Source organism: Cryobacterium tepidiphilum, from assembly GCF_003716325.1.
Lineage (GTDB): Bacteria > Actinomycetota > Actinomycetes > Actinomycetales > Microbacteriaceae > Cryobacterium > Cryobacterium tepidiphilum.
Genome location: NZ_RDSR01000002.1, coordinates 1 through 20,761, shown reverse-complemented (window position 1 = coordinate 20,761; position 20,761 = coordinate 1). Strand labels below are relative to the sequence as shown.

Annotated in this window: 17 protein-coding genes; 14 read left to right on the top strand and 3 right to left on the bottom strand. The window is 70.2% G+C overall.

Translation table 11 applies throughout. The features are described from left to right. Nucleotides 1-36: 36 nt before the first annotated feature. The gene (locus tag EEJ31_RS01470; protein ID WP_123044521.1) at nucleotides 37-564 is read left to right on the top strand and encodes a DinB family protein; all 528 of its coding nucleotides are present in this window, start codon (nucleotides 37-39) and stop codon (nucleotides 562-564) included. A gap of 38 nt (nucleotides 565-602) precedes the next feature. Here EEJ31_RS01470 and EEJ31_RS01465 read toward each other — a convergent pair whose 3' ends face one another. After that, nucleotides 603-914 (bottom strand): DUF7882 family protein, encoded by a 312-nt coding sequence (locus EEJ31_RS01465; RefSeq protein ID WP_123044520.1) that lies wholly within the window; start codon nucleotides 912-914, stop codon nucleotides 603-605. A gap of 250 nt (nucleotides 915-1,164) precedes the next feature. On the opposite strand from EEJ31_RS01465, the gene EEJ31_RS01460 reads away from it, so the two are divergent. The 5 genes from EEJ31_RS01460 to hutI all read left to right on the top strand — a co-directional run bounded on the left by EEJ31_RS01460 (nucleotide 1,165) and on the right by hutI (nucleotide 6,546). After that, a complete protein-coding gene (locus EEJ31_RS01460; protein WP_158603875.1) occupies nucleotides 1,165-1,842 on the top strand; it encodes a TetR/AcrR family transcriptional regulator in 678 nt (225 codons plus the stop codon). 14 nt (nucleotides 1,843-1,856) lie between these two features. Then, a complete protein-coding gene (locus EEJ31_RS01455; RefSeq protein ID WP_123044518.1) occupies nucleotides 1,857-2,603 on the top strand; it encodes a TetR/AcrR family transcriptional regulator in 747 nt (248 codons plus the stop codon). Nucleotides 2,604-2,998: 395 nt separating this feature from the next. Further along, nucleotides 2,999-3,670 carry an IclR family transcriptional regulator gene (locus tag EEJ31_RS01450; RefSeq protein ID WP_123044684.1) on the top strand — a complete coding sequence of 224 codons (672 nt, stop codon included), beginning with the start codon at nucleotides 2,999-3,001 and terminating at the stop codon, nucleotides 3,668-3,670. Between the two features lie 44 nt (nucleotides 3,671-3,714). Beyond that, nucleotides 3,715-5,370, top strand: coding sequence for a urocanate hydratase (gene hutU, locus EEJ31_RS01445; RefSeq protein WP_123044517.1), 1,656 nt, complete (start codon nucleotides 3,715-3,717; stop codon nucleotides 5,368-5,370). After that, nucleotides 5,371-6,546 carry an imidazolonepropionase gene (hutI, locus tag EEJ31_RS01440; RefSeq protein ID WP_123044516.1) on the top strand — a complete coding sequence of 392 codons (1,176 nt, stop codon included), beginning with the start codon at nucleotides 5,371-5,373 and terminating at the stop codon, nucleotides 6,544-6,546. A 51-nt stretch (nucleotides 6,547-6,597) separates the two neighbouring features. On the opposite strand, the gene EEJ31_RS01435 is transcribed toward hutI, so the two are convergent. Beyond that, a complete protein-coding gene (locus EEJ31_RS01435; RefSeq protein ID WP_123044515.1) occupies nucleotides 6,598-7,533 on the bottom strand; it encodes an arginase family protein in 936 nt (311 codons plus the stop codon). Between the two features lie 141 nt (nucleotides 7,534-7,674). Between EEJ31_RS01435 and EEJ31_RS01430 the strand changes: the two genes are divergently transcribed. From EEJ31_RS01430 to EEJ31_RS01420, 3 genes are all read left to right on the top strand, one after another. Then, a complete protein-coding gene (locus EEJ31_RS01430) occupies nucleotides 7,675-8,178 on the top strand; it encodes an RNA polymerase sigma factor (RefSeq protein ID WP_199727246.1) in 504 nt (167 codons plus the stop codon). A gap of 5 nt (nucleotides 8,179-8,183) precedes the next feature. Beyond that, a complete protein-coding gene (locus EEJ31_RS01425; protein WP_123044682.1) occupies nucleotides 8,184-8,798 on the top strand; it encodes a methylated-DNA--[protein]-cysteine S-methyltransferase in 615 nt (204 codons plus the stop codon). A gap of 218 nt (nucleotides 8,799-9,016) precedes the next feature. Beyond that, nucleotides 9,017-13,093, top strand: a complete 4,077-nt coding sequence (locus tag EEJ31_RS01420; protein WP_123044514.1) for a CshA/CshB family fibrillar adhesin-related protein — start codon at nucleotides 9,017-9,019, stop codon at nucleotides 13,091-13,093. 12 nt (nucleotides 13,094-13,105) lie between these two features. Here the strand turns inward: EEJ31_RS01420 and hutH are convergent, their stop codons facing one another. Continuing rightward, nucleotides 13,106-14,647, bottom strand: coding sequence for a histidine ammonia-lyase (gene hutH / locus EEJ31_RS01415; RefSeq protein WP_123044681.1), 1,542 nt, complete (start codon nucleotides 14,645-14,647; stop codon nucleotides 13,106-13,108). 81 nt (nucleotides 14,648-14,728) lie between these two features. On the opposite strand from hutH, the gene EEJ31_RS01410 reads away from it, so the two are divergent. The 5 genes from EEJ31_RS01410 to EEJ31_RS01390 all read left to right on the top strand — a co-directional run bounded on the left by EEJ31_RS01410 (nucleotide 14,729) and on the right by EEJ31_RS01390 (nucleotide 20,596). Beyond that, nucleotides 14,729-15,496, top strand: a complete 768-nt coding sequence (locus EEJ31_RS01410) for an IclR family transcriptional regulator (RefSeq protein ID WP_123044513.1) — start codon at nucleotides 14,729-14,731, stop codon at nucleotides 15,494-15,496. A 203-nt stretch (nucleotides 15,497-15,699) separates the two neighbouring features. Then, on the top strand, nucleotides 15,700-16,998 hold the full coding sequence (locus tag EEJ31_RS01405; protein WP_123044512.1) for an ABC transporter substrate-binding protein: 1,299 nt from the start codon (nucleotides 15,700-15,702) through the stop codon (nucleotides 16,996-16,998). Between the two features lie 9 nt (nucleotides 16,999-17,007). Beyond that, nucleotides 17,008-17,955: a carbohydrate ABC transporter permease gene (locus EEJ31_RS01400; protein WP_123044511.1), complete on the top strand. Its 948-nt coding sequence runs from the start codon at nucleotides 17,008-17,010 to the stop codon at nucleotides 17,953-17,955. Beyond that, entirely contained in the window at nucleotides 17,952-18,893 is a 942-nt protein-coding gene (locus tag EEJ31_RS01395) for a carbohydrate ABC transporter permease (protein WP_123044510.1), read from the top strand. The genes EEJ31_RS01400 and EEJ31_RS01395 overlap by 4 nt, the downstream gene beginning before the upstream one ends. Beyond that, complete coding sequence (locus tag EEJ31_RS01390) at nucleotides 18,890-20,596, top strand: amylo-alpha-1,6-glucosidase (protein WP_123044509.1); 1,707 nt, start codon at nucleotides 18,890-18,892, stop codon at nucleotides 20,594-20,596. Before EEJ31_RS01395 ends, EEJ31_RS01390 begins: the two co-directional genes overlap by 4 nt. The last annotated feature ends 165 nt before the right edge of the window (nucleotides 20,597-20,761 follow it).

Sequence of the window (20,761 nt, the reverse complement as noted above, 5' to 3'; positions counted from 1 at the left end):
CGGCTGAACCGGGCGGCGCGGCCCTAGGCTGTGAGCATGGCCATCATTCCCGACCGCAAGGACTGGACCTGGGTGCTGGCGCGCCCCTGCCCGGAATGCGGTTTCGACGCCGCCTCGGTGCGATTCGACGACATCCCCACCCGCATCCTCGAGATCGCGGCCGCGTGGCAGCCCGTGCTCCGGCGTGCCGACGTCACGGTGCGGCCCGACGAGCACACCTGGTCGCCGCTCGAATACGCCGCGCACGTGCGCGACGTGCTCGGCGTCTTCACCACCCGGCTCGACCTCATCCTCGATGAAGACGACCCGCCGTTCCCGAATTGGGACCAGGACGCGACCGCGGAGGCCGAGCGGTACAACGAGCAGGACCCGGGTGCGGTGGCCGACGAGTTGGCGGACGCCGCCGAGTCCGCTGCGGAGGCCTTCGGCTCGGTCTCGCCGGACGACCTGGGCCGGCAGGGCAGGCGCAGCGACGGCGCCGTGTTCACGATCGAGTCGCTTGGACGGTACTTCCTGCACGACCTCGAGCACCACATGCACGACGTGATGCCCGAATCCCGCTGAGCGGGGCATCCGCTGCGGGCGTCCCGGTCATTGCTCCGCTACCGCACCGGGCTGTCGGGCTCGGGCACCAGTTCCAGGCCTGAGGAGTTGTTCGCGGTTCGCATGAGGTCTTCCACCCAAGCGCGGTTGAGGGGGATACGGCGCGAGCCGAGGAACGCGAACTCCAGGGCGATGCCGGGGTGCACCCAGACGGTGGTGTGACCGCTGCCATCGTCGGCGGACTTCTCCCAGGTGAAGGCAAAGCTCTCGGCGCGGCGGAGCTTTGCAATCATGACGACCTGCAGGTGCGCCAGCACGCGGTCGTCGATGCGAATCTCCTTGGCGGTCGGACCGTAGATCAAGGTGCCCATGCATATCCTTCGGAAAAAGTACGTGACGAGGTATTTTATGAGACCTTTCCGCGGCGCGACTGCAGAACGCCGGCGACCGGGCAAGATCAACGGGAAAAACACGGAATGAAACCGATGTCAAGGGGGCGGCGAGAATCTCTCACACCCCTCGAAAATTCCGCATGCGGTTATACACTGCATGCACAGACTGCATAAATCCGCCGTCTGCAGTGACGTCCGGTTCTGCACCGGCACGAGGAAAGTGACGTTCTTGGCCGATTCTTCCCCCGCCGCACCGTCGGTCTCGACCGAATCGTCACTGCGCGAGCGCAAGCGGGCGGCGTCACAGGCAACCATCGAGAAAGTCGCGATCACCCTCGCGCTGGAGCATGGCTACGAGAACGTCACCGTCGACATGATCTGCGAGGCCAGCCTGGTCTCACCACGCACCTTCTTCAACTACTTCGGGTCGAAGGAAGGCGTCATCCTGGGCACACCGCCGTCGCTGCCGTCGAAGGATGCCATCGAGCGCTTTGTGAACGGCCACGACGGGGAGATCCTCGGCGACTTCATGACCATGTTCGCCGAGATGCTCGCCAATCAGCAGCCGGATCGCGAGCTGCAGCGCGCGCGCCACAAGCTCATCTCCCGCAGCGCCGAGCTCACCGAGCGGCGCACCATCATGATCAGCCGCCTCGAAGACCAGTACGTCGAGATCGTGATGGACCGGCTCCGTGCGCGGGCGGATGCCTCGGAGAGCGACTTGGAGAACGAGGCACGCATGGTCATCGCCCTCGCGACGGGCGTCACCCGCTACGCATCGCGCATCTGGTTCAGTGCGGACTTCACCGGAAGCGTGAGCGACCTGCTCGCCTCCGCCATCAACCTTGTCCGACGAATCGTCGGCGACACTGCCTCACGATCGGCCCACCCGAAGAGCACGACGTGATTAAGGAGGAGCTCATGCCCGATGTGCGAGAACGCATCGTCACCGCCGCGTACCCGATGTTCGTGAACCGAGGCATCCGGGATGTGACCCTGGACGAGATCCGGCGCCAGGCGGAGGTGACCGCGGCGCAATTCAGTGCAGAATTCGCATCGCGCGACGATGTGGCCGCGGTGTGCCTGCAGAGACGGGAAGCCATCTGGACCATCGGCGTCGTCGAGGCCGGGGCCCGCGCTCGCGGTACGACGCCGGAGGAGTGCCTCCTGGCGATCTTCGACGTCTTCGACGACTGGTTCCACCGAGACGACTACGAGGCCTGCACGTTTGTGAACGTTCTCCTCGAGATGGGACGGGACCATCCGCTGGGTCGCGCCAGCTGCGAGCACCTGGAGCACATCCGCCAGCTCGTGGGGCGCCTCGCCGCGGAGGCGGAACTCGACCGGGTGGAGGAGTTCACCCTCTCGTGCCACATCCTGATGAAGGGGTCGATCATCAACGCGGCGGAGGGCGACATCGAGGCGGCCTCGCGGTCGAAGGCCATGGCGCGTGACCTCGTGGCGCGGCACCAACCGGTTCACGCCAGCGGATCGAGCCACGCCGAGCACGTCGAATGGCTGCAGCTGCATGGACTCGACGCCGACGCCTTCACATTCTCGGGTGCAGAACCGGAGCGGCCGGTTCAGTCGGCTCCGAGTGCCGCTGTGCGGGGACCGGTTCACGCCGACGCCGACGTCGCGTACTACCTCGACTTCGACCTGGCCTGAGGCCGGCCCGCTGCGGACCGCCTCAGGACCGTCGCCTCAGGAGCGCAGCGACCGGGTCGCGGCGTCAGCCGTTCTCGCCGTGGCAGGTGCACTCGCAGCTCACTAGGTGACACAGCTCGTGCACGTCGTGCCGGCAGGATGAGTCAACGACGATCATCGTGTTCGCCTCCTCGGGTTTGTGGGTGGCTCCAGTCTGCAAGGAGCCACCGACATCGGCCGGGATTAATGCCAGGCGAGCCGCGCATCCGTGTCGACCAGCGCGGCCCACACGCGCCGGGAGTGCCGGTGGACAGTCTCGGCGCTTGCTATTCAATGAAACGTGTATTTTACTAGTTGAAAACGCAGGGTGGCCAAGAATGCGCCCCTCGGACTCGAGCTTGATGGAGAGTATGCAGATGGCGGAAGCATCGACCCGCACCGTAGAACGGGCCCTCGCGCTTCTCGCGGTCATCTGCGACGAGGGCGGCGCCAACCTCGCGAGCAGCGCCCGTGCCACCGACCTTTCGGCGAGTACCGCATTCCGCTTGCTCCGCACTCTCGAGACGAGCGGATTCGTGCGAAAGGATGAAGACGGCACCTATCGACCTGGAAGCCGAATCATCCAGCTCGGCGCACAATCGCTCAGCAGCGATGCGCTTGTGGTCATGTGCCGGGAAGCAATGGCCGACCTCGTCTCGGAAGCCGGAGAGTCGGTCTACCTCAGCGTCCTTGGCCACAACCAGACGGCCGTGTACATCGCCATCGCCGAGGGTACGCACTCTGTGCGGCACACGAGCTGGGTCGGCCGCACCATTCCGCTGTCCGCATCCGCAGCCGGTGCGGTGCTCCTCGACAGGATTCCGACGGCGGGTTATGTCGTCGTCGCTAGCGGAATCGAAGCCGACGTCACCGCTATCGCCGCGCCCATCCGATCGGAGAGCCGCGTCGTCGCGTCGCTCAGTATCGTGGTGCCCAGTTATCGGATCAAGCCTCGCGACATCGAGCGTTACGGGGAACTCCTCGTACGCGAGTCCACCCGACTCTCAAGCGGATTGGGACGCCCAGCTGCCGCCGAGCCCGTGCCGTGAACCGGTCTTGCCGCGATGCCATGAGCACTGAACAAAGGAACACGATGCAAGGCACACGTCAGATTCGCGCTGCCCGAGGAACCGGGCTCACGGCCAAGAGCTGGCAGACCGAGGCTCCGCTGCGGATGCTCATGAACAACCTCGACCCCGAGGTGGCGGAGCACCCGGAGGACCTGGTGGTCTACGGGGGCACAGGCAAGGCGGCCCGCAATTGGGAGGCGTACGACGCCATCGTGCGCACCCTCGAGGGCCTCGAGTCGGATGAAACGCTGCTGGTGCAGTCGGGCAAGCCCGTTGGCGTGTTCCGCACCCACGAATGGGCGCCGCGCGTGCTCATCGCCAACTCCAACCTCGTGGGCGACTGGGCGACCTGGCCGGAGTTCCGCAAGCTCGAAGAGCTGGGCCTCACGATGTACGGCCAGATGACAGCCGGCTCGTGGATCTACATCGGAACACAGGGAATCCTGCAGGGAACCTACGAGACCTTCGCGGCGGTCGCCGCCAAGAAGTTCGGCGGAACCCTCGCGGGCACGCTGACCCTGACCGGCGGTGCCGGCGGCATGGGCGGCGCGCAGCCTCTGGCGGTCACGATGAACGAAGGCGTGGTGCTCATCGTCGACGTGGATGAGACCCGGCTGCAGCGACGGGTTGACCACGGCTACCTCGACGAGATGACCGACGACCTCGACGACGCACTTGAGCGCGTGATCGCCGCGAAGTCCGAGCGGCGGCCCCTCTCGGTCGGGCTGGTCGGCAACGCCGCCACGGTCTTCGCCGAGCTCCGCCGGCGGAACGCGCCGATCGACATCGTGACCGACCAGACCAGCGCCCACGACCCGCTGAGCTACCTGCCAGAGGGCGTCTCGGTGCACGAGTGGAAGGCCGCCGCGGCGGCGGACCCGGCGGGCTTCACGGAGAAGTCGCGCGCGTCGATGGCCAAGCAGGTGCGGGCCATGGTCGAGTTCCAGGACGCCGGCGCCGAGGCCTTCGACTACGGCAACTCGATCCGGGCCGAAGCGGAGCTCGGCGGCTACGATCGGGCGTTCGCGTTCCCTGGCTTCGTGCCCGCGTACATCCGCCCGCTCTTCGCCGAGGGCAAGGGCCCGTTCCGCTGGGCCGCCCTCTCCGGCGACCCCGCCGACATCGCCGCCACCGACCGCGCCGTGCTTGAGCTGTTCCCGGAGGACGACCACCTGCGCCGCTGGATCACCGCCGCCCAGGACAAGGTGCACTTCGAGGGGCTGCCGGCGCGCATCTGCTGGCTCGGCTACAAGGAGCGCCACCTCGCCGGGCTGCGCTTCAACGAGATGGTGGCCTCGGGCGAGGTCTCCGCGCCGATCGTCATCGGCCGTGACCACCTCGACTCCGGCTCGGTGGCCTCGCCCTACCGGGAGACCGAGGCCATGGCCGACGGATCCGACGCGATCGCCGACTGGCCGCTCCTGAACGCGCTGCTCAACACGGCCTCCGGCGCCACCTGGGTGTCACTGCACCACGGCGGCGGCGTCGGAATCGGCCGTTCCATCCACGCCGGACAGGTCACCGTGGCGGACGGGACGGCGCTCGCCGCTGAGAAGATCGAGCGTGTGCTCACCAACGACCCCGGGACCGGCGTCATGCGGCACGTGGATGCCGGCTACGAACGCGCCGCCGAGGTCGCCCGCGAACGCGGTCTTCGCGTTCCCATGTGGGAGCACTAGGTGACCACTCGCCTGATCACCGGCATCGGCCAGCTCGTCACGAACGAGCCGGCCGATGACCGGTCTCACGGCGCCCTCGGGGTCATCACCGACGCGGCCGTGCTGATCGAGCACGGGCGCATCGCCTGGGTGGGCCGGGCCGCCGATGCTCCGTCAGCCGACGAGACCACGGATGCCGCCGGCGCGGCCGTCATCCCCGGCTTCGTCGACAGCCACAGCCACATCGTCTTCGGCGGCGACCGCTCTGCCGAGTTCGAGGCACGCATGTCGGGTCGGCCGTATTCAGCTGGCGGCATACGCAGTACCGTGCGGGCCACCCGCGCCGCAGACGAGCCGGAACTGCTCCGCCGCGCGCGCTCGTTGGTGCGGGAAATGCTGGGCCAGGGCACGACGACGGTCGAGGTCAAGAGCGGCTACGGCCTGACCGTGGAGGACGAGGCACGCCTGCTTCGCCTCGCCGGTCAGCTCACATCGGAGGTCACATACCTCGGAGCGCATGTGGTTCCCGAGGAGTTTGCCGACGACCGGGGCGGGTACGTCGACCTCGTGACGGGTGCAATGCTCGACGCCTGCGCGCCCGGGGCCAGGTGGATCGACGTCTTCTGCGAGACCGGCGCCTTCACCGTCGACGAGGCACGGCGCATCCTTTCGGCCGGCAAAGCGCGCGGCCTGGGGGTTCGCGTGCACGCCGGCCAACTCGGCGTGGGCGACGGCGTTCGGCTGGCCGTCGAGCTCGACGCGGCGAGCGTCGACCACTGCACCTATCTCGACGACGCCGACGTGCAGGCGCTGGCCGGCAGCGAGACGGTGGCCACATTGTTGCCGGGCGTGGAGTTCTCCACCCGGCAGCCGTATCCCGACGCCAGACGGCTCATCGACGCGGGCGTCACTGTCGCCATCGCGAGTGACTGCAACCCCGGGTCGTCGTTCACGTCGTCGATGCCGTTCTGCATCGCGGTCGCCGTGCGCGACATGCGCATGACGCCGGCCGAGGCACTCTGGGCGGCGACCGCCGGAGGTGCCGCGGCCCTGCGCCGCGACGACGTCGGCCGCATCGTCGCCGGCGCGCGGGCCGACCTCGTGCGGCTGCGCGCCGACTCCTACGTGCACCTCGCGTACCGCCCCGGCGTGCCGCTCGTCGCGGGCGTCTGGAAGGACGGCGACCGCGTCGCCTGAGGCACCCCGCCGCAACGCAACGCGACTACGGTTTCGCGAAGGGTGCGCGGGTCAGGGGCGGGACGCGACGCCCGCCAGAACTTCGAGCACGCACTGCGCGGTGAGGCGCACGGTGCGCATGTCCGCCGTGTCCGCCGTCGCGTCGACCTCGGCCGTGTCGACCGAGACCACCGCCGGGAAGGCGCCGGCGGCCCGCGCGGCCAGCCGGAGCTCGTAGGCCGAGATGCCTCCCGGCACGGAGGCCGGGCAGCCCGGCGCCACCGAGCGGTCGCAGACGTCGACGTCCAGGTCGACGTGGATCGGGCCACCGGCGGAGCCCGCGATCTCGAACGCCTCCGCCATCACATCCGTCATCGGCCGGCGGTGCAGCTCGTCGCGGTGAACCACGGTGATGCCCATGTCAGCTGCGCGGGCCGCGTACTCCGCTGAGTTCACGAAGTCGCCGATGCCGATCTGCACGATCCGCCGGCCGTCGAGGCCCGCCTCGTGCAGGCGCCGCACGGGGGAGCCATTGCTCACGCCGTCGCGGATGTCGTGGTGGGCATCGAGGGTGACGAGGCCGGCGGATGCCGTGCGGTCGCCCCAGGCGCCGAGGGCCGCCGGAACCGTGAGGGCGTTGTCTCCGCCCAGGGCGATCACAACGCTGCTGCGGGCGGCGGCCGTCGCCACGAGGGCGATGGCGCGAGCCTCGCCCTCCTCGCCGTCGGGCTCCGTCGCATCGCCGAAGTCGGCGATGCGGAGGTCGGCCATCGCCCTCCCGGTGGCGGGGGCCGAGCGGTCCGGCGTGCGGAAGGCGCTGTAGTAACGGAGCGCGTCGCGCACGGCCGTCGGTGTCTCGCCGGCCCCGGTGTGCGAGAGCGAGGTGCGCCAGGTCGGGATGCCGAGGAGGGCGACGTCGAAGAGCGCATCCTGCTCGAACTCGTCCGGGGAGGGCCAGGCGCCCGTCCGCGGCCACAACGGATCGACCGACAACGCTCTTTTCGTCATGGCTCGACCATACCAACCAGTGGGATGCGGCATCCACTGAATGGAAAGAAGCGGCGTTGGGTGTGCTCGCGAGGGCCGCACCTGCGAAACTTGCGGCATCGTCGATCTCACATTCCCGTGACCCGGCGCGTCTACCGGGTGATGAACATGAAAGAGCCGTTCGAGAGGGTCGTGGCCGTGCACGGCGCACTGGTGCTGCGGGTCTGCCGCGCGGTGCTCGGCGTGCACACCGACGCCGACGACGCGTGGTCCGAGACGTTCCTCGCCGCGATGCGGGCATACCCGGGACTGGCCGAGGAGGCCAACGTCGAGGCATGGCTGGTGACGATCGCACACCGGAAGGCCATCGACGTGACCCGAGCCCGGCGGCGGAGCCCGCTGCCGGTCGGCGAGGTGCCCGACGAGGCGACGGCAATCGGCCATCCCGACGGAAGCGACCTGGACCTGTGGGCGGCCGTGAAGGCGCTGCCCGAGAAGCAGCGGCAGAGCGTCGCGTACCACTATCTGGGTGGCCTGCCGTATGACGTCGTCGCCGGCCTCCTCGGCGGAACGCCGGCGGCCGCCCGCCGGGCAGCGGCCGACGGCGTGCGCCAGTTGCGCGCGCACTACGAGCGCGTGGACGCACGGGAAGGGGAAGGACGATGACCGCCATGGACGAGGAGTCGTTTGAAAGGGAGCTGTTCGGGCGGCTCGGCGACCCGGGCGCGGCGGAGCTGAAGCGCCTGCATGCCCGGCTCGAGGCATCCGCCGACCGCGCAGGCCTCCTCGACATCGCCTACACGACGATGGACACCCCGGTCGGCCGCCTGCTGCTGGCCGCCACCGACCGCGGTCTCGTGCGCGTCGCGTACGAGCGGGAGGGGTTCGAGGCGGTGCTCGAGACCCTCGCCGCCCGACTGAGCCCCCGTATCCTCGACGCGCCACGGCGGCTGGATGCGACGGCACGGCAGATCGACGAATACTTCGCCCGGGCGCGCACGACGTTCGACCTGCCGCTGGACCTCGCGCTGTCGAGCGGTTTCCGGCAGACGGTGCAACGGCACCTGCCGTCCATCGAGTACGGACGCACGCAGACCTATAAGGAGGTGGCGGGGATCGTGGGGAATCCGAACGCCGTGCGGGCGGTCGGCAGCGCCTGCGCGACCAATCCGCTGCCCGTCGTGGTGCCGTGCCACCGCGTGCTCCGCACCGACGGCAGCCTGGGCGGCTACATCGGCGGCCTCGACGCGAAGGCGGCCCTGCTAGCCCTCGAGCACGCTGCCTGACCGGTTCTTCCCCCTGCTGATCGGCGATTGCCCCCCAAAGGGATGTCCCCGTAAGTGGGGACCGGGGAAACTGGCCGTTGATTGTCGCAACTGTCAAGATCGGAGGGACCCCCGGCCCCTGCCGCGCCGGCGCGTTCACTCCCGGGCCACCCACTCGCTGTCAGGAGAGATTCGTGGCGTTCGCCTCATCCTCTGTTCGTTCGTCTCGCCCACGGCGCATGCCGGCCCTGCTCCGCGTGCTGCTTGCCGCGCTCCTCGCCTCCGCCGCCCTCGTCGCGGTGCCGGCGAGCGCCTCCGCCGAGACGGCCACGGGCGGCAGCGGCCGCTACGTGGGGGCGATCGAGTGGATGACGTGGGGCGCCAACGGCGCAGGCATCGACAACGCGGGGGCCACCCGAACCGAGACCTTCACCCTCGGTGACCAGATCGTGCAGCTCACCTGCACCATCGGCACGGTCACCGGCACGAGCGCCGGCGACCACCTCACCGCGTATCGCTCGGCCAGCTGGTCGGGCGATGGACTCGACGACCTCTACAACGTCGGCGGTTCCGGCGCGGCCAACACCCTCGTCAACGGCCTGGCCACCAACAACTCCGACACCGTCTCCTTCCCGTTCGACTGCTCCGCGTCCTCCGGCGGCAGCCCCTTCCCGCTTGAGGGACTCGTCATCGCCGACGCCGAACAGCTCAACGGCACCGGCGAGTACATCTCCGCCCAGGCGCCCGGCGGCGCGGTCTGGCGCCTGATCGACCGCTTCAAGGCGCCCGCCTGCGCGGCCTCGACGACCACCAACGCCACAGTGGATGCCTCGAACACGCTGACCATCAGCAACAACGCCAACTGCGGCGCGAGCGGCGGCCCCTCCACCGTGCTGTTCCTCGACGGCGCATCCTCCTCCGCCAAGGTGGAGATGCAGGGTGGCGGCATCAGCGCCCTCGCGCTGGGCGTCATGATCTCCACCGACCACGGCGACGCGCCGGCCGGCTACGGCGACGCCGGCCACCTCGTGCAGACCACCTGGACCGGCGGCGACCTGCCCGCGGGAACGGCGACCACGAGCCTGTTCAGCTCGTCGATGAGCCTCGCATCGCCGTCCGCCCCCGCTGTTCGCCTCGGCGCTGTCACCGATTCCGAGATCAACGCGGCCGCCGGCACGACGGCAACCGGCGACGACACCGCAGACACCACCGGCGCCACGGTCGCAACGAACGACGAGGACGCGCTCGCCGCCCTGGGCCGTGCCGTCGTTCTCCCCGGCGACACCTACTCCGTCACGCCCAGCTGTGAGGGCGGATACGTCGCCGGATGGGTCGACTGGAACCGGGACGGCGACTTCGCCGACGCGGGTGAACGCTCGAACACCGCCTCCTGCAGCGCGTCCAAGGCGCCGCTTTCCTGGACGGTGCCGACCGCGACGGTGAACTCCACCGGCACGCCCACCTACCTGCGCCTTCGCACGGCGCTCGTTGCCAGTGAGATCGACCTCGCCTCGAGCAAGGCCAACTCCGGCGAGGCGGAGGACTACACCCTCGAGGTGGAACTGCCGACGCCGACCGCGAACCCCGACACGGCGTCGACCGGGCAGAACACCGCGGTCACGCTCGACCCGGCGGCGAACGACACCGTGCACCCCAGCCGCCCGGTCACGACCGTCATCGTCCCCGCATCCGTTCGACTGATCGACCCCGGCACGTCGACCGAGGTGACGAGCCTGTCTGTGGCGGGCGGCAGCTTCAGCGTCGACCCGTCGACCGGGGGAGTGGCATTCACGCCGGCAGCCGGCTTCTCCGGCGCCGTCACCCCCGTCACCTACCGGGTCGCGGACTCGGAGGGACAGCTCGCCGAGTCGACGCTCACCGTGACGGTCGCCGCCGTCGCACCGGTCGCAGTAGCGGATGCCGCGTCGACGGACCAGGGCAGTGCGCGCACCGTCTCGGTGCTGGGCAATGACCAGCCGGGCAACGCGGCCACGCCCCTCGATCCGGCGAGCGTGGTGCTCCTCGGCTCCAGCGGCGCGGTCGTCTCGGACGCGGGCAAAACGCTGACCGTCTCGGGTGAGGGCGTGTACCGCGTGGCCGCCACCGGCACAGTCACGTTCACGCCGGATCCGTCGTTCACCGGCACGGCCACCCCGGTGACCTACCGCGTCGCGGACGCCGACGGGACGACGGATGACGCCGCGCTGACCATCACCGTCGACCCCGTCGCTCCCCGTGCGACCGCCGACACGGCCACCACCGAGCAGAACACCCCCGTCACTGCTTCGCCGGCCGGAAACGATCGCCCGGGCGTCGACGGCGGAGCCGCCGTCGATCCGGCCACCGTGCGCCTCCGTGACGCCACCAGCGACCCCGTCACGACCGTGGTCACCACCGACGGCACGTTCACCGTCGACACCGACTCGGGTGACGTGACGTTCGCCCCGGCGCAGGGCTTTGTCGGCACCAGCGCGGTTCCGTACCAGGTCGCCGACGAGAACGCCCAGGTCTCCGCCTCGTCCCTGACCGTGACTGTCACCGCTGTGGCGCCGGTCGCTGTCGCGGACGCGGCATCCACCGACCAGGGGAGCGCCGTGACCCTTCCGGTGCTGGACAACGACCGGGCCGGCAACGCCGCGACGCGCCTCGACCCGGCCGGCGTGGTGCTCCTGGGCTCCACCGCCGGCGTCGTCTCCGACGCCGGCGAGACGCTGACCGTCGCGGGGGAGGGCGTGTACCGCGTGGCTGCCGACGGCACGGTGACTTTCACGCCGGCGGCCGCCTTCACCGGCACCGCGACGGCCGTGACCTACCGCGTCGCGGACATCGACGGCGGCACGGATGACGCGACGATCACGGTGACCGTCGGCCCGGTCGCTCCGCGCCCGACCGCCGACACCGCTGCGACCGAGCAGAACGTGGCCGTGACCATCGCCCCCGCCGACAATGACCGCCCCGGCGTCGACGGCGGAACGGCTCTCGACCCGACCACCCTCCGCCTGCTCGACGCCGACGGTGACCCGGTGACCAGCCTGGTGACCGCCAATGGCACGTTCACCGTGGACACCGACACGGGCGACGTCACCTTCACTCCCGCGCCCGGCTTCGTCGGCGCCGCCCAGGTCCGCTACCAGGTGGCCGACGAGAACGCAGAGGTCTCGGCATCCACGGTAACGGTCACGGTCACCGCGGTGTCGCCGACGGCCGTCGCGGATGCCGCATCCACCGACCAGGGCAGCGCGGTCGGCGTGCCGGTGCTGGGCAATGACCGGCCGGGCAACGCCGCGACGCCTCTCGACGCGGGCAGCGTCGTGCTCCTCGGATCTCCCGGAAGCACGGTCTCCGATGCCGGCGCGACCCTCACGGTCGCGGGCGAGGGCTTCTACCGCGTCGCATCCGACGGTACCGTGACGTTCACGCCCGAACCCTCGTTCATCGGCCAGACGACCGCGGCACGCTACCGGGTGACGGATGTCGACGGGACCGCCGCCGAGGCTGAGCTCACGGTCACGGTCACACCGGTCGCCCCCCGCGCGATTGCCGACACCGGCACCGCCGCTCCCGGCACGTCCGTCACCATCGACGTCACCGGCAACGACCGCCCGGGCGTCGACGGCGGCACCGCCCTCGACCGCCGCAGCCTCCGGCTCGCCGCTCCCGCGGTCGGCGGCGCCGTCCTCGCCGCCGACCGGCTGACGCTGACGGTCCCCGGCGAAGGAGAGTACGTCGTCGGACCGAACGCCGGCCAGATCACGTTCACCCCCGCGGCCGGCTTCACCGGGCAGGCGACTACCGTCCCCTATGAGATCAGCGACGCCGCCGGCCTCACCGTCCAGGGCTCGCTCACGGTGACGATCGGCGCCGACGTCGTGCCCGCCGCGGAGGACGAGTCCTCCTTCGGATCCGTCGTCACCTTTGACCCGATGGCCGACTCTGGCCTGTACTTCATCGACGGCAGTGGCGCCCGGGTCGACACGCTCCGGGTGCCCGAGGGCGTCTACGCCATCAGCGGCGACCGGGTGGAGTTCACGCCCGCCGACGGCTTCATCGGCACGGCCACCGCGGTCACCCTCTACGGATACGACGCCGATGGAACGGCGATCGCCCAGGTCCTCCGCGCCCGGGTGCTTCCCCCGGCCGCGAGCACAGCGCCCGCCGCCGACGACAGCGCCCAGCTCGCCCACACCGGCACCGAGAGCGCGCCATTCCTGGCGGCAGCCCTCCTGCTGCTCAGCCTGGGTGCCGCCCTCGTGGTCGGCGGCCGGCGGAGGCGGCGCGGGCAGCACGTGGCGACACGGACGGCCGGCGGTCGCTGATCGCGCCCTCGTTCAGCTGAGCGGGCCGGTGACGGATGCCGCGGCATCCATCACCGCGCCGCTCGCCACCAGCTCCGCCGCGGCTTCGATCTCGGCCGAGAGGAACCGGTCGTGGCCTGGTCCGGCCACCCGCTGCCGCAGCACCTGCACCACCGCACCCGTTGCGGGGCCGGGCATCAACGGCGCGCGCAGGTCGAGGCCGCGCGCCGCCGTCATGACCTCGATCGCCAGCACCCGGCCGAGGCCGTCGACGGCGCGGCGGAGCTTGCGCGCGGCCGCCCAGCCCATCGACACGTGATCCTCCTGCATGGCCGACGACGGGATCGAGTCGACCGAGGCGGGCACCGCCAGGCGCTTGAGCTCCGAGACGATGCCGGCCGCCGTGTACTGCGCGATCATGAGCCCCGAGTCGACGCCCGCCTCGTGGGCGAGGAACGGCGGAAGCCCCTGGTTGCGGGCGACGTCGAGGAAGCGGTCGGTGCGCCGCTCCGACATACTCGCGACGTCGGCGGCGGCGATCGCCAGGAAGTCGAGCACGTACGCCACCGGTGCGCCGTGGAAGTTGCCGTTCGACTCCACCCGCCCATCGACCGTGACCACCGGGTTGTCGACGGCCGCCGCCAGCTCCCGCTCTGCGATGAGTGCGGCATGCGCCACGGTGTCGCGCGCGGCGCCGTGCACCTGCGGCGCGCACCGCATCGAATATGCGTCCTGCACCCGTGTGCACTCCGGCCCCTTGTGGCTGGCCACGATGGGCGAGCCGTCCAGTAACCGGCGCAGGTTCGCAGCGGATGCCGCCTGCCCCAGCTGCGGGCGCAGGCCCGCGAGGTCGGCGGCGAAGACCGCATCCGTGCCCAGCAGCCCCTCGACGCTCATCGCCGCGGCGATGTCGGCCGTCGCGAGCAGCCGGCCCAGGTCGTGCAGGGCGAGCACGAGCATGCCGAGCATGCCGTCGGTGCCGTTGATGAGGGCGAGCCCCTCCTTGTCGCGCAGCTCGAGCGGGCGGATGCCGGCGGCAGCGAGTGCAGGACCGGCGTCGGTGAGGCGACCGCCGGCGTCGCGCACCTCCCCTTCGCCCATGGCCACCAGGGCGCAGTGGGCGAGCGGCGCCAGGTCTCCCGAGCAGCCGAGGGAGCCGTACTCGCGCACCACCGGCGTGATGCCCGCATTGAGGATGGCGGCGTACGTTTCGACCGTCTCGGCCCGCACGCCGGTGCGCCCGGTCATCAGCGTCGACAGGCGCAGCAGCATGAGGGCGCGCACGACCTCACGTTCCACCTCGGGGCCGCTGCCCGCGGCATGGGAGCGGATGAGGCTCGTCTGCAGCTGGGCGCGGCGCTCCGGGGCGATGAACGTGGTGGCCAGCGCGCCGAATCCGGTGGAGATGCCGTAGTGCGGCTCCGGGTCCTCGGCGAGGTTCTCGATGACGGCCCGGGTGGCGCGCACGCCGTCGAGGGCCGCGGGGTCGAGCGCGACCTGGGCGCCGGTGCGGGCGACCGCGACGACGTCGGCGAACGAGAGCGGGCCGGCAGAGACGGTGACAGGAGTTGGCATGATCCGATCCCACACCGTCGGGGACGGCGGCAGGCGCATCCGCTGCACTAATGTGTCTGGTATCCCAGACAAGGGGGAGTAATGGCATCCTCGGTTCCGGCAGCCGACAGCACCCTCCGCGTGCTGGCCTACCTCGCCGCTCAGCGCGGGCCGGTCGCCGCGTCGACCATCGCGGCCGCGCTCGAGCTGCCGCGCTCGAGCGTCTACCACCTGCTGGCGGTCATGCAGGAGCACGGGTTCATCACCCACCTGCCCGAGGAGCGGCGATACGGGCTCGGCGTCGCCGCCTTCGAGCTCGGGTCGGGTTTTGCGAGGCAGCAGCCGCTGTCGCGCCTGGGCGCGCCGCTCATCGCGCAGCTCGTCGACCGGGTGGGGGAGAGCGCGCACCTGGCCGTGCTGCACGGGCGCGACGTGCTCTACATCGTGGAGGAGCGGGCCAGGCGGCGGCCCTCGCTCGTGACGGATGTCGGGGTGCGGCTCCCGGCGCCACTCACGGCGAGCGGGCGGGCACTGCTGGCCGCGCTGCCGCAGGCGCAGGTGCGCGCCCTGTTCCCCGGCCCGGCCGCCTTCACCGACCGCAACGGCCGGGAGCCCACCCGGTACTCGCAGCTCCGCAGCATCCTCGCACGCACCCGGGAGGTGGGCTACTCGGTGGAGGACGGGGAGATCACCGAGGGAATCGCATCCGTCGGCGTCGCCGTGCTCGACCACGTCGGCTGGCCCGCCGCCGGCATCGCCGTCACGTTCCGGAGCGACGACGTGCCGCGGGAGCGCTGGCCCAAGCTCGCCGCCGAGGTCGGCCGAACCGCCAGCGAGGTGTCCCGGCGCATCCGTGGCCGGGCCGGGTAGCGGACACGGGCCCGCGCCCTTTTTCGCGTCGCGCGCGTTCAACGCCGATGCGCGGGTGGCACACCACCCGCGCAGCGGCGTTCAACCCGCGTGGCGAGGATGACGCGGGGAGGAGGAGAGCAGTCGAGATTTTCTTATTGACACGACGGCATTTTGTATACAGAATACAAGCACTCACCATTCCCGCTCTGAGAGGCATTCACATGCGTGCAGTCACTACCAAACGAGCCCTCGCCATCCTCGCCGCATCCGCCGTGGCCTTCACCCTCGCCGGGTGCAGCGGTTCCGGCGCTGGCGGCGGCTCCGACCAGAACACCGTCGTCTGGTCGACCTGGGGAACCCCCGAGGAACTCACCCGCTTCAAGGAATTCGACGAAGAGTTCATGAAGCGCCACGAGGACATCAAGGTCGTCCTCCAGCCCGTCGCCTCCTACAGCGACTACCACTCCAAGCTGCTGGCCCAGCTGACCTCCAACACGGCGCCGGATGTCTTCTACATCGGTGACGACAAGATCGGCCAGTTCGTCGACGCCAAGGTTCTCATGCCGTTGACGAAGCTCATGGAGTCCGACGCCAGCAAGACCAAGCCCGACGACTTCTTCCCGGGCCTCTACGGCGCGGCCAAGACCGGCGACGAGATCTACGCAGCCCCGAACGACTCGAACCCCGACGTGCTCTGGTACGACAAGGAGGCCCTCAAGGCCGCCGGCATCACCGAGGACCCGGCCACGCTCGCCGAGGAAGGAAAGTGGACCACCGACACCTACCTCGACATGAACGCGAAGCTCGCCAAGGCGGGCCTCACCGGTTCCATGTTCTGGAACTACTGGGCCACGCACTGGAGCTGGATCTCCTCGCAGGGCGGCACCGCCTTCGACGAGTCAGGCACCTTCGTCGCCAACACCGACCCGACATCCGTTGCCGCCATGGACGTCTTCGGCAAGAACTTCGCCGACAAGACGTTCGTGGTCGCCGACACGCTCCCCGAGGGCGCCGGTGCCGACAGCGTCTTCGTGTCGCACAAGGCGGGCTTCTTCTCGCAGGGCCGCTACACGATCGGCACCGTCAAGTCCGCCGGTGACGGCTCGGGCTACGACATCGTGCGCTGGCCCACGCCCGACGGCAAGGCCGCGCCCACCGGCGTCGCCACCTCGTACCTCGCCATCAACAAGAACACCAAGAAGACGGATGCCGCATTCACCTTCTGGACGGAATTCCTGAGCGCCGAGGGCCAGACCTTCCGCCTCCAGGGCGGCGGAAACGCGGTGCCGTCGATCAAGGGCGCCGACGACGTCGTGCTCGAGGACAACTACCCGGCCCACGCGCAGACGTTCCTCGACATGCGCGACATCGGCTTCGAGGACTACGCGACCGAGGCCAAGGTTCCCGGCCTCTCCACCGATGTCAGCGACCTTATGCTGAAGCTCTATGAGGGCAAGAGCGACGCGCAGGCCACCCTCGACGAGGCCGCCGACCTCATCGCCAGCAAGAGCGCCAAGTAAGGCTGTTTCATGACCACCGTGCGCAGCTCCCTCACCGAGCGGCCCACGTCAGGCGGACTCCGGAAGGAGTCCGCCTGGCGGCGCAGGGACCGCCGGTGGGGCTACCTCTTCATCGGGCCGCAGGTCGTCGGCATGGCGATCTTCGTGCTCCTGCCGTTCATCGGCAGCCTGGTGCTGGCCTTCGCCTCCTGGGACGGCCTCACCGAACTCACCTGGGTGGGCTTCGACAACTTCGTCGCGCAGCTGCAGGATCCGCTTCTGTTGCGCAGCATCGTCAACACCCTGTTGATCGCACTCATCACGGTGCCGATCGGCCTCGGCTTCGCCGTGATCATCGCCGTCGCCCTCGAGAAGCTGAAGACCCGCACGCTGTACCTGGTGCTGTTCTTCGCGCCTGTCGTCACGAGCACGGTCGCCGTCGCCATGATCTGGCAGCAGATGCTCCGCGCCGACGGCGTGCTGAGCAGCACGATCGCGAAGACCTTCGGCATCGCCCCACCGGACTGGCTCGGCGACCCCCGGCTCGCCCTGATCTCGGTGTGCATCGTGTCGATCTGGGCCTCCATGGGCCTGAACGTCATCATCTTCCTCGCCGGCCTGCAGAACATCTCGCCGTCGGTGATCGAAGCCGCGAAGATCGACGGCGCCGGCGCGTTCACGCTGTTCTGGAGCATCCGCCTGCCGTTGCTCTCGCCCATCATCTTCTTCTCATCGGTCATCGCGTTCATCAGCTCGCTGCAGACCTTCGACGTCGTCTTCGTGCTGACCTCCAACGCCGGCCCCGACAACGCCACACGCACGATCGTCTACCACATCTACGACCTCGGCTTCGGCCGCTTCGAGTTCGGCCCATCCAGCGCCGCGGCCGTCATCCTGCTCGCACTGACGCTCGTGATCACCGCGATCCAGTTCGGCGCCCAGAAGAAGTTCGTTCACTACGAGGACGGTGCCGCATGACCGCAACGCAATCGCCCATCGGTGCCGACGCCGCCATCGGCGCCCGCTTCACCGGCGACGGCACCGGACCCGGGCCGGAACTCGAGAAGCGCCGCCGGCCCGGCCTCGCCGGCATCCGCACGCGCAACTCGCTCATCCACCTCGCGCTCATCATCGTCGGGATCGCCATGGTGTTCCCGTTCGTGTGGATGCTGCTCACCTCGCTGAAGACCCTCCCGCAGCTGCTGCAAGACCCGCTGAGTTTCTGGCCGAAGCCGTGGACGCTCGACAACTACGTCGACGCGTGGAACGCCGCCCCGTTCGCGCGGGCATACGCGAACAGCATCTACATCACCGTGCTCGCGGTCGTCGGCACCCTCGTGACGGCCTCGATGGCCGGTTACGCCTTCGCCCGCATCAGGTTCCGCGGCAGCCGCGTGCTCTTCATCGTGTTCCTCGCCACGCAGATGATCCCCAAGCAGGTCACCCTGATCCCCTTCTACCTGCTGATGAGCCGGCTGGGCTGGGTCGACTCGCACCTGTCGCTCATCATCCCGGCCATGATGGTCAACCCGTTCGCCGTGTTCCTCATGCGACAGTTCGTGCTCTCGCTGCCGAAGGAGCTCGAGGAGGCCGCCATCGTCGACGGCGCCGGCCGGTGGCGCATCTTCTGGAGCGTGATCCTGCCGAACCTCGGCCCCGGCCTCGGGGCCCTCAGCATCATCGTCGCCCTCGACGTGTGGAACTCCTTCCTGTTCCCGCTGGTGCTCCTGAACAGCCCCGACCTGTTCACGGTGCCGCTGCTGCTCTCGTCGTTCCGCGGCCAGTTCGGCTCCATCAACTACGGCCTGGTGATGGCCGCGTCCGCCGTCGCCACCATCCCGATGCTCGTCGCGTTCGTCATCGGCCAGCGCAGGATCATCAGCAGCATGGCCGCCTCCGGCCTCGGCGGCCGATGACCGCGCCCGTCGCCGGCGAGACAACGGATGCCCCGCTCGCGCAGGTCAGCCCCTTCCTCGACCTCGTCGCGGCCCCGTTCACCCTCCCGCGCTCCCGCGTGCTGGTGCTCGCCCAGCCCGGCGCCGCCGGACTCGGCGCGACGAGCCTCCGCATCTGCCTGGCCGAATACGAGCGCTCCCTCGCGGAGTGCACCGTGTTCGAGGAGCTGTCGGTGATCGACGGGCAGGGCCGGCCCCTGCCGGTGACGCGCGTGCTGCCGCACCGCATCGAATTCGGAGAGGGCGCGGCCACCCTCACGTTCGCGGGGCCGCATGCCCTCAGCATCGGCACGCCCGGGGACGCGAGCCTGGAGCTCCGGGCCACGCCGCGAGGCGCGGCGGCACAAGTGGTGCCCATCGGCCCCGGTGCATCCGTTCTCATCGACTTCGCCGACCGCGCGACGATCGTTCCCTCGACGCAGCATGCGGACCACGAGGAGAAGACCGCGGCCCTCTGGACCGATTGGCTGGCGCGCTGCCCGCGGGTGCGCGACGACCTCCAGGCCATGACCGCGTTCTGCTGGTGGGTGCTCGGCGCCAACATCGTCGAGCTGCCGGGGCAGGGGAGCGCCCGCGCCGTGGTGCCCTCGAAGATCGGCTACGTGGGCCTCTGGCAGTGGGACGCCTACTTCATCGCCGTGGGCCTCCGCCACGGCGACCCGGAGCTGGCGCGGGAGCAGCTCGACCTCGCGTTCCGGTTCCCGTCCGCGAATGGCCAGCTTCCCGACGTGGTGCACGACGAGGGCGTGCTCGCCTCCAGCGATGACCTGCCCCCGCACGACCTCGAGACCCTCCGCCGGCACGGCTCCGCCGTCGCCGACCCCGACGTGCCGGTCGCGCTGACCAAGCCACCGCTGGCCGCGTGGGCGCTCGCCAAGGTGCTCGAGGCATCCGCTTCGGATAGTGACGCCGACGCCGATCCAGCCTGGGCCGACGCGGCCTGGGACACGATCGCGCGCTCCCAGGCCTGGTGGTTCGCCGAGGCCGACAGCGACGGCGACGGCATGCCCGAGTACGGGCACCCCTACTCGTCGGGGCTCGACGACAGCCCGATCTTCGACGGGCCGCTGCCGCTGGCCACGCCCGACCTCGGCGCCTACCTCGTGCTGCAGGACAGGGAGCTCGCCCGGCATTACGCCGCGGCGGGCGACGCGGAGGCGGCGCACCGCCACACCGCGCGCTCCGATGCCACGCTCGCACGGCTGCTGCAGATGTGGGACCCGGCGCTCGGCCAGTTCGTCGCGCACTCCGGCGACCAGCGCATCCGCTCGTACACGGCCGTCAGCCTGCTGCCCCTGCTCACCGGGGACCTCCCGGCCGCGCTCACCGACGGGCTCGTCGCCGCCCTCTCCGACCCGCGCCAGTTCGGCACGCCCTGGGGCGTGCCGACCGTCGCCACCGCCGACCCCGACTTCTCACCCGAGCGGATGTGGCGGGGCCCGGTCTGGCTCAACATCAACGCGCTGCTCGTCGACGGGCTTCGCCGCTCCGGCTTCGCGTCCGAGGCGACGGAGCTCGCCGAACGCACCGTGGCGCTCGTACTGCACGGCGGCGGACCGCACGAGTACTTCAACCCGCTCACCGGGCAGAAGGCCCTGACCGCGACCACCTCCTTCGGCTGGTCGGCGGCCCTGTTCGTCGACCTGGCCGTGCAGCTCAGCTGACCCCTCCTCCTCCTCCTGAGCCGACCCTCCTCCTCCTCCTCCTGAGCTGCGCGGGCTGAATTCAACCCGCGCAGCGGCGTTCAGCCCGCGCGACGACGGGGGCGCGCGACGACGGGGGCGCGCGACGACGGGGGCGCGCGACGACGGGGGCGCGCGACGACGGGG